The organism is Akkermansia muciniphila, assembly GCF_002884975.1.
Taxonomy (GTDB): Bacteria; Verrucomicrobiota; Verrucomicrobiia; order Verrucomicrobiales; family Akkermansiaceae; genus Akkermansia; species Akkermansia muciniphila_C.
On sequence record NZ_PJKB01000001.1, the window covers coordinates 430,716 to 443,950 of the forward strand.

The 13,235-nt window shown below is 59.2% G+C and carries 7 protein-coding genes and 1 CRISPR repeat array; of the genes, 6 read left to right on the forward strand and 1 reads right to left on the reverse strand.

Annotated features, from left to right (window positions below):
- Positions 1-276: 276 nt before the first annotated feature.
- The 6 genes from CXU21_RS01805 (at position 277) to CXU21_RS01830 (ending at position 10,437) form a co-directional block, all read left to right on the forward strand.
- Positions 277-993: a hypothetical protein gene (locus CXU21_RS01805; RefSeq protein WP_146016908.1), complete on the forward strand. Its 717-nt coding sequence runs from the start codon at positions 277-279 to the stop codon at positions 991-993.
- A gap of 166 nt (positions 994-1,159) precedes the next feature.
- The gene (locus tag CXU21_RS01810; protein ID WP_102724836.1) at positions 1,160-1,609 is read left to right on the forward strand and encodes a protein jag; all 450 of its coding nucleotides are present in this window, start codon (positions 1,160-1,162) and stop codon (positions 1,607-1,609) included.
- Positions 1,610-1,624: 15 nt separating this feature from the next.
- Complete coding sequence (locus tag CXU21_RS01815; protein WP_102724837.1) at positions 1,625-2,614, forward strand: hypothetical protein; 990 nt, start codon at positions 1,625-1,627, stop codon at positions 2,612-2,614.
- A 160-nt stretch (positions 2,615-2,774) separates the two neighbouring features.
- Positions 2,775-6,356 carry a bifunctional proline dehydrogenase/L-glutamate gamma-semialdehyde dehydrogenase gene (locus CXU21_RS01820; protein ID WP_180972581.1) on the forward strand — a complete coding sequence of 1,194 codons (3,582 nt, stop codon included), beginning with the start codon at positions 2,775-2,777 and terminating at the stop codon, positions 6,354-6,356.
- A 289-nt stretch (positions 6,357-6,645) separates the two neighbouring features.
- Entirely contained in the window at positions 6,646-7,800 is a 1,155-nt protein-coding gene (locus CXU21_RS01825; RefSeq protein WP_102725412.1) for an acyltransferase, read from the forward strand.
- 403 nt (positions 7,801-8,203) lie between these two features.
- Positions 8,204-9,269: a CRISPR direct-repeat array (repeat unit 31 nt; unit sequence GTCGCACCCTCACGGGTGCGTGGATTGAAAC).
- Positions 9,270-9,609: 340 nt separating this feature from the next.
- On the forward strand, positions 9,610-10,437 hold the full coding sequence (locus CXU21_RS01830; RefSeq protein ID WP_102713183.1) for an aldo/keto reductase: 828 nt from the start codon (positions 9,610-9,612) through the stop codon (positions 10,435-10,437).
- A gap of 341 nt (positions 10,438-10,778) precedes the next feature.
- Here the strand turns inward: CXU21_RS01830 and CXU21_RS01840 are convergent, their stop codons facing one another.
- A complete protein-coding gene (locus CXU21_RS01840; RefSeq protein WP_102724840.1) occupies positions 10,779-13,193 on the reverse strand; it encodes a tetratricopeptide repeat protein in 2,415 nt (804 codons plus the stop codon).
- Between the last annotated feature and the right edge of the window lie 42 nt (positions 13,194-13,235).

The following is a 13,235-nucleotide window of genomic DNA, read 5'->3' on the forward strand; positions in this document are numbered from 1 at the left end:
GAGAATCCGGAAAAGGCGCTTGAAGGGAATGATTTAAGTTGCGGGGAACGGAAGGCGTGGATCACCCCTGTTTTTATTGGCATGCGTTCCTGCCCACAGCTTATTTCCTGCGCCCGGGTTCCTTTTTATCTGGCCGCAAGTCTTGCGGCTTTTCTTCAGGTTTTACGCGGGCAGGGGCGCTTTTCCGGCAGGGACTGCTTTTAACCACGGAAGTCCAGGTGAGATTCTCCGGAATGGACTCGACTTGAAGGAGTAGTATGCTAAAAAATGAACTTTATGAAGAAAGCGTGTTTCATTGGACTCGTGTTCCTGCCTGTGATGGGAGCGGCTCAGGAGGCCGGGAACAACCGGGATGTGGCCGTGGAGGTTCAGGCGGCGTTTGGCAAGCCTCCGCGCTCCCTGCATCTGGACCCGGTGGAAAGCCTGGTTCTTCCGCAATACCCGGACGCCCCTGCCGGACTGGTCAGCCGGGTGCATTTGTATGTGGACAAGGCCCATGGGTCTGGTGAAAATTCCCTCTATCTGGTGGCGGAAATGAATTACCGCGGAGAGGATGAGGACCAGCCCCACATTGTCGGGATATTCGCCGGTTCCAGGGTGGGGGAGGATCCGGCCCTGCGGCTGTCTGATCTGGATGGGGACGGCATGCCGGAGCTGCTCCTGGTTCATGAGGCCGGAGCCGGGGCCTTTCATTTGCGTGTGTTCCGCATTTCACAGGTGGCGCATGCCGGAGATTCCCGGAGCTGCATCACGGCCTCCCCCATGTTGAAGCAGGTCGGGTGCATCATCGCTTCACTGGGTACCGTTGCCGTGGAGGAGGACGGCGCCGTGGTGTCCCGGTGTTATACGGATGAATCCCGCCGCCGGCTCATGGTGCGGAAGTACCGTTTGAACAAGGGGGAGGATGAAATAAAGCCGGAGGGGCCGGAAGAGGTGAAAGCCGCGGGGCCTCAAAAGCGGCGCCGGAATTCTCCTGAACACGGGAATGGATAAAATCCCCTGCATACGTAAATGAACCGGAGCTTCCACAAATTTTCATAGACGCGGGGAATAAATAGGTTATGATTTTTTTGTCAATGGGGTTACCGGAGGGGTCATTCCTGCTGCGCGGCGCAGGCTTTTCCGGTACGGAACATTTTTTATTAGTTGTTAACAGGTTATGACGGTGCAAGAAATAGCTGAACAGAGTTTGAAGAGCCTTCTGGCTTCACTGGGTTTTTCCGCGGATATTGAAATAACGGAGACGGACGGCATTATTTGCCTGAACATTTCTTCCCCGGATTGCCAGTATATCATTGGCGGAGACGGGGACAGGCTGGACGACCTCCAGTACCTGGTCAACCGCATGGTCCAGCGGAAAATGGAGGAGGCCCCCCGCGTGAAGGTGGACTGCGACCATTACCGGGAACGCAATGAGGCGCGCCTTTTGGAAAAGGCCCGTTCCCTGGCGGAGCGCGTGCAGGAGAGCGGCAAGCCCATGAAAATGCAGCCGCTGAATGCCTACCACCGCCGCCTGGTGCACAATGCCCTTCAATCCATGGAAGGCATTGCCACGGAATCTGAGGAAGGTGACGGCCGCTACAAGCGCATCACCATCCGGCGTGCCTGAAGTCCGGTTACGTTCATGAGGGCTGCAGCGGTAATAGCGTCCGCCTGTCTGGCGCTGGTGACGGCGGTTCCGGGCCGTGCGGAAACGGAGGATGCTCCCGCCCCCTGTGCTGCGGCTTCCTTGCCGCCGCCCCCTGTGCTGGTGGTATACGGTTCTGCGGACCCCGGAGCGGCGGAAGCCCGCTGGGTAAAGGCGCTCCGTGCGGGCACGGAAGAACGCCGCATGCTGGACGGGAAGGTGCGTGACGTGCAGTTTGTCACGGTTCCTAAGCGTGCCGCCCTGAAAGACTGGGAAGAGGGCGGCAGCCTGTCCCGCGCTGCGGTGCATGGCGTTCGGGTGCTCCCCACGGTGGTTTTTCTTGATACCCGGGGGCGCGTGTTTGATGTGATGGAAGGCGGGGCGGATGCCGCCTCCCTCCCGGGGAGGATTGCCCAACTGGCGGAGAAGGCGCAGCGCGTGCGCCCCGTCACCGTGGTGAATGATGTTCCGAAGGGCGGAGAGCCCGCGGAGGAAGCCGCCGCCATTTGCCGGGCTCTGGAGCAGGTCCCGGCGGAAGCCTGGTTCCGGGACTATCCGGGAACCATGAAGCGCCTGGAAAAGCTGGACTGTAAAGTTCCTGCCTTCCTGAACGCCCGCGCTGCGGCGCTCCGGCTGGAGAAAAACCGGGAAACGGCTGATCTGCTCTGTGAATCCTTCCGGGCCAGTGAAGCCCCTGCCATCCGTAAATGCCTGGAAACATGGCGGAACAGGGCGGCTGATCCTTCCTTGGCCGTGGAGGAGCGGCAGTTGCTTCTGCTGTCCATGGTGCATCCCCTCTGGGTCCGGCTGGAGGAATCCCTGTACCGGGACGGCCACAATGCGGAGAGTGAGGAGGCCTTCAACCGGGCGATTGCCGTGCTGGAGGAAGTGCGGGACATGGACCGCTCCAGCGTTTGCGGCAGGCGGGCGCACCAGCTCCGGGAGGAGCTCAGGAGGGCGCGGCTGGCTGCCGCCCGGTATGATTGAACCGGTTTTCCCGTAAATTCCGGAACCGGACAGGAAGGGGGCCCGGCTCCCTCCACGGAATCAAGGAGTGCGTTTTTTCTTCCTGATTCTCCGCCCCACAGGAAGGGCCGGGCAAATTGGCTTGATTTTGCCCATGCCAGGGGCTAGTCTTCGGACCGTTATGACAGATTCATCCATCCCGGACATGATGGCGGCGGCCAGCCGTGACAAATGGACTGACCAGCAATTGGCCGCCAAGGCCGTAGAACTGGCGGAATCCATTCTGAAACAATCCAATGCCGGGATGCGCAGGAAGGAAAAGAAGCAGGCGCAGCAGATGGAGCGCATGATGAATGATCCGGCGGGCAAGGCATTTACGCTGGCGCTGGCGGACCGCGTATTCCGCCCCTCCTCCTCTGCCCGTGGCGCGGAACTGTTCCGGTACCTGCTGGACGGCTACGGCATCCCCAGGTACCTGTCCGCCACGGACCGCCTGGCCATGAAGCTGGGAGGCAGGTTTTCCGCACAATTTCCGGGCGTGGTGATGCCCATGATTACCAGCCAGCTGAGGAAGGAAAGCTCCAACGTCATTCTTCCGGCGGAGGACGGGAAGCTGCATTCCCACCTGCGGCGCAGGCGCAAGGCCGGCATCCGGATGAACATCAACCAGCTGGGAGAGGCTATTCTGGGTGAGAGCGAGGCCCATCACCGCCTCCAGCAGGTCGTGGACCGCCTGGGGGACAAGGACTGTGAATACATCTCCGTCAAGATTTCAGCCATTTTCAGCCAGATTCATCTGGTTGCCTTTGAGGAAACCGTCAAGCTCATTCAGGAGCGCCTGCGCATCCTGTACCGGGCGGCCATTACGAATGCGGTGACGCTGCCGGACGGCTCCAGAAAGCCCAAGTTCGTGAACCTGGACATGGAGGAGTACCGGGACCTTCACCTCACGGCGGAAGCGTTCAAGCGCACGCTGATGGAGGAGGAATTCATGCATCTGGAAGCCGGGATCGTCCTTCAGGCCTACCTGCCGGATTCCTGGGAAGAACAGATGAAGCTGTGCGCCTGGGCGAAGGAACGCGTGGAGCAGGGCGGCGCGCGCATCAAGATACGCCTGGTGAAAGGCGCCAACCTGGCAATGGAGAAGGTAGAGGCCTCCATGCATGACTGGGCGCAGGCCCCGTACGGCACGAAGGCCCAGGTGGACGCCAACTACAAGAGGATGCTCCATTACGGCTGCATGCCGGAGAATGCCAGATACGTGCAGTTCGGCGTGGCCTCCCACAACCTCTTTGATCTGTGCTATGCCATGCTCCTGCGTGAGCGGGAAGGCGTGCGGGATTACGTGGAATTTGAAATGCTGGAAGGGATGGCGAACCACCAGGCGCGCGTCATCCGCCAGGCGGCGGACGGCCTGCTGCTGTATGCGCCCGTGGTCCTGAAGGAAGACTTTCACAGCGCGATTGCGTACCTGGTGCGGCGGCTGGATGAAAACACCAGTGAGGAGAACTTCCTGCATGACCTCTTTGGCATGACGCCGGGTTCCCGGAGCTGGGAAGCCCAGAAAAAGCGGTTTTTAAAGGCCTGCCAGGAAAAGGACGAGGTGAAGTACGGCCCCAACCGCACGCAGAACCGCGCCGCGGACCCCGTACAGCCCACGCATTACCGGGATGCCTTTGCCAATGAACGGGATACGGACTGGTCCCTGAGGCAGAATGCGGAATGGATCAACGGCCTGATTGCCGCGGAAAAAGAAAAATCCGGGGAGGAGATTCCCCTGGTTGTCAACGGGGAGGAAATCACCACCAACCTGTGGGGCGTGGGCCGCGACCCGTCACGCCACAATGAAGTTTCCTACAAATTCGCGTATGCGGACTTTGACCAGATTGAACGCGCGCTGGACACGGCGGACAAGGCCCGCTCCTCCTGGGCTTCCAAAAGCGTCAGTGAGCGTGCTGAAATCCTGCACCAGGCGGCGCAGGAACTGTCCAGAATCCGCGGTGAGGCCATTGCGGCCATGGTACGGGACGCTGGAAAGGTGCCCACGGAGGCGGATGTGGAAGTAAGTGAGGCCATTGACTTCTGCCGCTATTATGCGGAAGGGCTGGACCGGGACGGCATGAATGACGGCGTGGAAATGACCCCGCTGGGCACCGTTTGCGTGATGTCTCCCTGGAACTTCCCCTTCGCCATTCCTACGGGGGGAATCGCCGCCGCGCTGATGGCGGGGAACACGGTGGTGTTCAAGCCGTCGGAGCTGGCCGTTTACACGGCCTGGCAGATTGCCCAGGCCTTCTGGCGCGCCGGGGTGCCCAGGAACGTGCTTCAGTTCATGCCGATGCCGCGCAATGAAATTTCCCACAAATTCCTGATGGATCCGCGCCTGAACGGCATCATCATGACGGGCTCCTACCGCACCGGGAAGATGCTGCGCGGCCTGCGGCCTGATCTGCGCGTACTGGCTGAAACCAGTGGAAAAGACGCCATGGTCATTACCGCCACGGCGGACCCGGACCAAGCCGTGAAAGACCTGGTAAAGAGCGCCTTCGGCCACTCCGGGCAGAAATGCTCCGCCGCCAGCGTGGCCATTGTGGAAGCATCCGTTTATGACAACCCGGGCTTTCTGCGCCAGTTGAAGGATGCCGCCGCCAGCCTGAAAGTGGGCGGCTCCTGGGAGGTCAACTCCGTAGTGACCCCGCTCATCAAGGAGCCGGAAGGCAACCTGCTCCGGGCGCTCACGCAGCTGGAACCCGGGGAGGAATGGCTGCTCAAGCCGGAACCCTCGGAAGACAACCCGTGCCTGTGGTCGCCCGGCATCCGGCTGGGCGTGAAGCCGGGAAGCTGGTTCCACCAGACGGAATGCTTCGGCCCGGTGCTGGGCATCATCCGCGCGGAAAACCTGGAAGAAGCCATTGACATTCAGAACGACTCCGAATTTGGCCTCACCGGAGGCCTCCAGTCCCTGGATGAACGGGAAATCGCCCTCTGGAAAAGCAAGGTGCAGGTGGGCAATGCCTACATCAACCGCGTCATTACCGGAGCCATCGTGCGCCGCCAGCCGTTCGGCGGGTGGAACCACTCCTCCATGGGGCCCGGCTCCAAGGCCGGGGGCCCCAACTACCTCACCATGCTGGGAAGCTGGGAGGAAAAGGCGCTCCCGCAGAAACTGCGCACGCCGGGGGAACGCATTACCGGGCTGGTGGAAAAGCTGTGCTCCGAACTGCCGGACTGCGCCAAGCGCATCCGTTCCGCCGCGGGCTCCCAGGCCAAATGGTGGATGGAGGAATTCGGCGTGGAGCATAACCCCTCCCATATCTACGGGGAAAACAACACATTCCGTTACGTACCCGTGAAGGGGATACTGGCCCGTGTGGAAAACATGTCTGACGATGATGCCGCCATCCTGCTGCTGGGCGCGAAACTGTGCGGAGCGGCCCTGCACCTGAGCGTGGAGGAAGGCCATCCCTGGATTCAGAAAATGAACGGCTACTATGCCTCCCTGACGGTAGAGACGGAAGCCGAGCTCATCGACCGGATGCCGGAGGCAGCCCAGGGCGTGCAATTCCTGCGCGGAACGGGCATCTCCGAGACCCTGGCGAACGCCGCCCGCGCCCGTGACGTGGAAGTGCTGGACCGCCCGGTGCTTGCCAACGGACGCCTGGAACTGCTGGGCTACTTCCGGGAACAGGCCGTCTCTGAAACCGTCCACCGCTACGGCAACCTGATTCCGCCTCCCGGCAGTTTCAAGACGGCCGGGGCGTGAAAAACTGCCGGGGACGGGAAGAAAGAAAAGCGTATGGGAACGCCGCAGGCCCCTGCGGCGCTCCTTGTGCCTGTTGGATGGGAAAGACCTCTTAAAACAACAGGACGTGCAAGCTTCCCCGCTCGTCTTCCACTGTTTTTTCTCTTTTTCCCTGCTTCCGCCGCTGCCGGACGCCTGTTTCCGGGAGCCTCTTGTTTCTTTTCCCCATTTTGTGATAGAACGTTTCCGGAAAACGGGTATATTTTCCGGAACGTCTGCAACGCTGCGGCGCTTTTTCTATCACACTTCCATGAGCACCAACCAACCATTGAACTCACACGGCAGCCACATCGCATGGGTTGACTTCCTGCGCATCCTGGCCTGTTTCCTCGTTGTCCTGGCCCATTGCTGCGACCCGTTCGTAGGCAGTTTTGACGGCACGTTCAACTTCAAATCAGCCGTCTTCTGGGGCAGCTTTGTGCGTCCCTGCGTCCCGCTCTTCGCCATGATCTCCGGCGTGCTGCTCTTCCCTGTCACCATGGAAATGGGCGCTTTTTATGCCAGGCGCCTTAAAAGGGTGCTGATTCCGCTCATCGTGTGGTCCCTGCTGCTTCCCCTCTTCTACTTCGGCTACTTTGCCGCAGGCGTGCAGACCGCCAGCCCCAACATCGTGATGGACACCTACACCTGGAGCGCCACCGTCCAGAAGCTGTATACCTTCCTGTTCAACTTCAACTATGACACCACCCCCCTGTGGTACGTGTACATGCTGGTAGGCCTGTACCTCTTCATGCCCATCATGAGCGCCTGGCTGACGCAGGCCAAAAGAAAAGACGTGAAAATCTTCCTGGGAATCTGGATATTCAGCATGACCCTCCCCTATATCCAGATGCTGGCTCCGGCGCTGGGTTATGAAGGCAATTACGGCAACATGGGCATCCTGGGCGTTTGCGACTGGAACCCGTACGGCATGTTCTATAACTTTTCCGGCTTCCTGGGGTACATGGTGCTGGCCCATTATCTGGTTAAATACCCCCTTGACTGGAGTTGGAAAAAGATGTTCGCCATCACCGCCCCCCTGTTCCTGGCTGGTTTTGCCATCACATTCTTCGGCTTCCTGGAAACCCAGAAACACTTCCCCGGCCAGTACTCCAAGCTGGAAGTCATCTGGTACTTCTCCGGCATCAACGTCTTCATGATGACCTTCACTATCTTTGCCATCATCAGCAGGCTCAGGATCAAGCCGCGTCCGTGGCTGGGCAAATTGGCGGCGCTGACCTTCGGCGTGTACCTGTGCCACTTCTTCTTTGTCCAGTGCTCCTATGACTTTGTGAACTTCATCGGGCTGGGCGGCCTTCCCGTGGCAGTGAAGATTCCCCTGCTGGGCTGCATGGCCTCCGCCATCTCCGTGGTGCTGGTATGGCTGTTGAGCCTGAACAAGTGGACGCGCAAGAGCATCATGTAAAAGTTCGGATGTTTTCCCAAAGGCGCTTCAGGACGGCAGCAATGCTCCTGAAGCGCTTTTTGTATGAAGGGGCGGGGAAAACGGTATTCCCGGGAAAAGGACTGTGTAAAATTCTGGACGGAGGAAAAGGCGCGGGTTAGGATGCCCCTGCATCGTGCACAGGCCCAGGTTGCCGGAGACGGTTGCTTTTTACAGAAGAAAAAGCATAGTGTCCGGTCTCCCTTGCGCCAACCCCAAGCTCACAGGAAATTCCCGGGACACCGGCGATTCCTGTAATCCGTTGGGAATCATATCTTGACAACAATGATCTCTTTTTTACGGCCTGGAATCCATGCATAGGCATGGGAGGTTGGCGCAAAACGCTCACGGCGTTATTGATAATCAACCTGTAAACCCCCAGGCTGTCGCACCCTCACGGGTGCGTGGATTGAAACACGGGGAAGCCCTCCCCGTCATCCATATCTGCCCGTCGCACCCTCACGGGTGCGTGGATTGAAACTTGAAATCATCCAGCATTAAGGGAGTGATGCGGGTCGCACCCTCACGGGTGCGTGGATTGAAACATGCCGCCGGGATGGCAATCGTGGATGAAATGTTGTCGCACCCTCACGGGTGCGTGGATTGAAACTTCTTGAATATCTCGCCACGCAAGAAGCCATCCCGTCGCACCCTCACGGGTGCGTGGATTGAAACTACTGTAGCACTTCCGTAACCGATATACCCAGAAAGTCGCACCCTCACGGGTGCGTGGATTGAAACCAGCCATCACTGCCTTCTTTTGGACTCTGAATTTGTCGCACCCTCACGGGTGCGTGGATTGAAACCGGAACGGCTGGGAGGCGTTGCCGTTTACGCAGTGTCGCACCCTCACGGGTGCGTGGATTGAAACTGGTGTAACAAGGCCGGGGATCAGTTGGCGCTGAGTCGCACCCTCACGGGTGCGTGGATTGAAACAGAGGAATGGGCTTTGCCCCTTGCGCCCGGTCATGTCGCACCCTCACGGGTGCGTGGATTGAAACTTTATACGTTAAAGTTAAAGGATTTTTGAACATTGTCGCACCCTCACGGGTGCGTGGATTGAAACCTCTAAGCAAGGGGCACAACAACTAATAAAAAGTCGCACCCTCACGGGTGCGTGGATTGAAACATGGAGAACATGGACCAGCTGCTGACACGCATGGGTCGCACCCTCACGGGTGCGTGGATTGAAACTTGAAATCGGAAGACTCACTTGACTCCTTAAAGGTCGCACCCTCACGGGTGCGTGGATTGAAACCATGTCGGAAAAACGGATGACTCCGCCTTGGCCGTCGCACCCTCACGGGTGCGTGGATTGAAACATTACCAACCGAGAAAATGCAGCCTTGATGCGGGGTCGCACCCTCACGGGTGCGTGGATTGAAACTAAAACTTTATAAAAGAATTGTAACTGCCTATAGTCGCACCCTCACGGGTGCGTGGGTAAAACACGCTGCAGGAACAAGGAACCGTGCGGAAAGCCAATGCCATTGGGAGGCTTTACCAGTCGGAGAATGCATGCCCGGCAGCGCAGGTATGACAGGACGGCGGCGCGGACCATATTGCGGCGGCATGTTCCGCGTGGTTCTTTTTTGATATGAAAGTTCTTTTATTATGAGCGTGTTGTGTAAAATTTACGTATCCGTTGTTTAACGCTGGACCGGGAGAACTGGCTGAGCGGGAGCCGGGATGAATGAGGGAAACGTCCTCATTCTTGATCTTTTTTCCACGAATGCTGTCAAAGGTTTATACAGTATGAACGTGCACGATCAGGTAGAAAGAGTAGCGGCAATGGAACATTCAGTGATTTTTCCGGACCATCGGAAGGTTTGCGCCCTGGGGCAGGGAACCTGGAAGATGGGAAAATCAGCCTTAAGGGAGGCTGAAGAGATCAGGGCGCTGCGTGCCGGCATCGAGCTGGGCATGAGCGTGGTTGACACGGCTGAAATGTACGGAAACGAGGATCTGGTGGGCGCGGCGATCCGCGGATTGCGCGACCGTGTTTTCCTCGTCACCAAGGTGCTTCCGGGCAATGCCAGCAGAACCGGAACGAAGGCCGCCTGTGAACGCAGCCTGAAGAAGCTGAAGACGGATTTTATTGATTTATACCTGCTTCACTGGGGCGGCCCCCATCCCATTGAAGATACGGTGGCTTCCATGCTGGAGCTACAGCAGGAGGGTAAAATAAAGTCATGGGGCGTCAGCAATATGGATGTAGCGGAGATGGAACGGTTTTATGCCGTGCCGGGCGGAAAGAGCTGCGCGGCCAACCAGATTCTTTATAATTTATCCCACCGCGGCGTGGAGTATGATCTGCTGCCCTGGTGCCGGGAACGCCATATTCCCGTAATGGCCTATTCTCCGGCGGATGAAGGGCGTTTGTGCTCCCATCCCGTTCTGGTGGAGCTGGCCCTGAAGCATGAGGCCACCCCGGTGCAGATCGCGCTGGCCTGGATTATGCGGATGCCCGGAATGATTGCTATTCCCAAGGCCGGTTCCGTCACGCATGTGCAGGAGAATTACCACAGCCTGTCCATTAAGTTGACTGCGGGGGATTTGGAGCTGCTGGACGAGGCTTTTCCGCCTCCGGGCAGGAAAGTTCATCTGGATTCCTGGTAACCCCATGCCGCCGTCCGGTTGTGAGTGAAGCGGGATGGGCGGGTTTTCCCGCTATTCCCCTTCACTGTTTTTTGTTTAAAGCGGTTGGATTTCCGGCATTCCCGGATTTTTCCCCCTCCTGATACTTCCGCCTTGGTTCCCCCATCCGCCCGGAAATGGGGAGAAGAAAAGACGGAAGCTCCCGTGAAGGCGGCTTTTGGGCATCAGGGCATCTCCCGGTTCTTCAGTGCGCCGTTGCCGTGTGCTTGCAACAACTCCGTTCAGGCATGGACAAAGGCCGTTCTTCCGGAAAGCCTGGTGTCCGGTAGAACGGCCTTTTGCAAGGGGGGAAGGGCGGGAGGCTACAGCGGCTGGGCGTCCGTCCTGGGAATCCAGACGGGCGTGTTCTGGAAGGTGCTGGCGTAGTACCAGGAGCCGCGTTCCGCGCGCAGGATAAGCGGAGTGGATTCCGGAAGGGTGATGATGGCCGGGCTGGCCAGGTCCGCCGCGTGCCTGCCGGGCGTCTTCTGCGTGACGATAAGGAGGCGGTCCGCCGGGATGGATTCCGGCGTTTCAGGGTACATGATGTAGTTCATGATGGCCGCCACGGTGACCAGGCCGCTGAGTGTGGCCAGGATGGTCAGCAGCGCCCCGTGCCTGCGGGTAACGGTCAGGAGGGCCAGGAAGGTGAGCATGACCGCCCCGGAAAGGATGGAGACCGGGCCCAGCGCATCATGGCTGAGGTAGGTGAGCCACTGGTTTTCCGTGGTGTCCGGCGGCAGGATGGCTCCCTCCTTGCGTTCAATGAATTTCAGGTTGTACCTGGCTTCCGTGAAGTATGGGGAGAGCTCCAGCGCGCGGCGGTAGTTGAGGGCCGCCAGTCCGGGCTTATTCATGCGGTAGTAGGCGTTGCCGACGCCGAAGCAGGCATAGGCGCGTTCCGCCCTGGAGAGGTCCGGGTTGGAGCTTTCCCTGCTGAAGTAGTCCGCGGCTTTTGCGTATTCCCCCTGCTCATAGGCCTGTACGCCCAGATTGTCCGTTTCCTCCGCGTTTGCGGCTGTTCCGGCCAGGGACAGGGCCAGGACGGCAGCCATGATGAGCACGGGAAGCTTGGCGATGGCTTTTTTAATGGAGTGCAGCATGTTCTGGCGTTCCGCATGGGGCAGTTCGTCCGCGGAGCCGGAAGGCTTGAACGCCCTGTCATCCCGGAGCTGAAGGATCGTTTTCATTTCTTCATTCTGTTTGGAGGGCGGAATGTAGCTTTCAATGAAGTTGCCCGCGGCGCGCAGGAATTCCGTGGAGCTGGCGTGGCGCGGGGTGGAGGCGAGCCTCCTGAAGGAGCGCATGCGTTCCCTGGCCGTGAAGCTTTCCTTCTGGACTTTCCGGATGTAGCGGATGAGGGCCATGCCCAGCAGGACGACGGCGGGGATGTAAGCCAGGAAGTACCATCCCCAGTGGGCCGGGGCGGTCAGGGCATTCATGACGGAGGCGGGCATGAGGCCGTAAATGTCCGTCATGTCCGCTACCGGAATGGTGCCCGCGGGGGGAGGAGTGGCGGGCGCAGCGGCTCCGGCCGCCGCTCCGGTGATGGCGGAGGCCTTCCATTCCAGGGGAATGGGGGCGGTGGTTACGGTTTTGTACTGTTGAGTGCTGGGGTCAAAAAAGGTGAGTTCAAAGGGTGGGATGGCATCCGTCTGGGCAATGGGGCGCAGCATTTGCTGGAATTCCACGGTTCCCTGGATGGTGCGGGTGTTCTGGCCCGGGTCCAGTTTGTTGGGCGGGTAGAGCTTCCAGTTGGAGGCGTCCGTGAGGGAAGGGCAGGCGATGCTGTGGATGTTGCCCGTGCCCGTCACCTTGATCTTGACGGTGATGGGTTCATTGGCGCTGAGGTCCCGTGCATCCGTGCTGGAAGAGATGCGGAATTCCCCTACGGCATTGGTGAAGGAGGCGGGAGCTCCCTCCGGGAGTTCCTGCGCCGTGATTTTTACTTCCGGAATGGACATTTCCACCAGTACTTCCGAGCGGATGAAGTTGGCGATGAGGGGATCCGCCTCCGGCAGCGTGGCGCGGGCCGTGACGGTGCCTGCCGCGGTGACTTGTCCTGCGCGCAGCGGGAACAGGGTGCTCTGAAAGGTCATGACATTCCAGTTCACGCCTTTGTAGAGCACGGAGCCGCGGGGCTGCCCGCGGAGCAGTTCCACCAGCGTGGGTTCAAAGCGCCAGGTGGCCAGGTTGGAGGTGGTGATGGTTGGGGCGGTGTATTCCAGGATGTATTCCGGAGCGTATATTTTCAGTTCGCAGCGGTCCGGCTGGTGCACGTAGGGCTTCTGGTTGTCCACATGCCACAGCATGCCGTATGGCACAGTGGTTCCGTTCATGTTCAGCGTGTTCCACTGGATGGCGCTGTACGGGTAAACGGTCAGCGTCTGGGGAAGCGTGGTATAGGTGCGCCCGTTGTTGGCCTGGAGGGTCAGGGAGGGGATTTCCACGGTGCCCACTTCATCCGGCGTGACTTCAATAGCCATCAGGAAGGCGGACTGGTTGGGGGACCCGGGCCAGCGGATGTAGTTGCCCTGGCTGACCCAGCGCAGGCTGGCCCCCTTCACCCTGGGGAGCGGGTCCTGGCGGGCGATGCTGCCGTCCGTCAGGATGATGAACAGGCGGGTCTGTTCTCCCGGCACGACGGCGTCAGACAACCAGGTGGTGACCACCTGCTGCGCCATGGCCGTTACGGCCATGCAGAAGAAGAGTGAAAGAATGGCGAACAATTTTTTCATGATGTTGCGGGGGTGTTTGAAGGGTTTTAATAATGAAGGAAA

What these genes read in the sequence shown, in the direction of transcription:
- CXU21_RS01805 (WP_146016908.1), top strand. Translation starts at nt 277, where the DNA reads ATGAAGAAAGCGTGTTTCATTGGACTCGTGTTCCTGCCTGTGATGGGA.
- CXU21_RS01810 (WP_102724836.1), top strand. Translation starts at nt 1,160, where the DNA reads ATGACGGTGCAAGAAATAGCTGAACAGAGTTTGAAGAGCCTTCTGGCT.
- CXU21_RS01815 (WP_102724837.1), top strand. Translation starts at nt 1,625, where the DNA reads ATGAGGGCTGCAGCGGTAATAGCGTCCGCCTGTCTGGCGCTGGTGACG.
- CXU21_RS01820 (WP_180972581.1), top strand. Translation starts at nt 2,775, where the DNA reads ATGACAGATTCATCCATCCCGGACATGATGGCGGCGGCCAGCCGTGAC.
- CXU21_RS01825 (WP_102725412.1), top strand. Translation starts at nt 6,646, where the DNA reads ATGAGCACCAACCAACCATTGAACTCACACGGCAGCCACATCGCATGG.
- CXU21_RS01830 (WP_102713183.1), top strand. Translation starts at nt 9,610, where the DNA reads ATGGAACATTCAGTGATTTTTCCGGACCATCGGAAGGTTTGCGCCCTG.
- CXU21_RS01840 (WP_102724840.1), bottom strand. Translation starts at nt 13,193, where the DNA reads ATGAAAAAATTGTTCGCCATTCTTTCACTCTTCTTCTGCATGGCCGTA.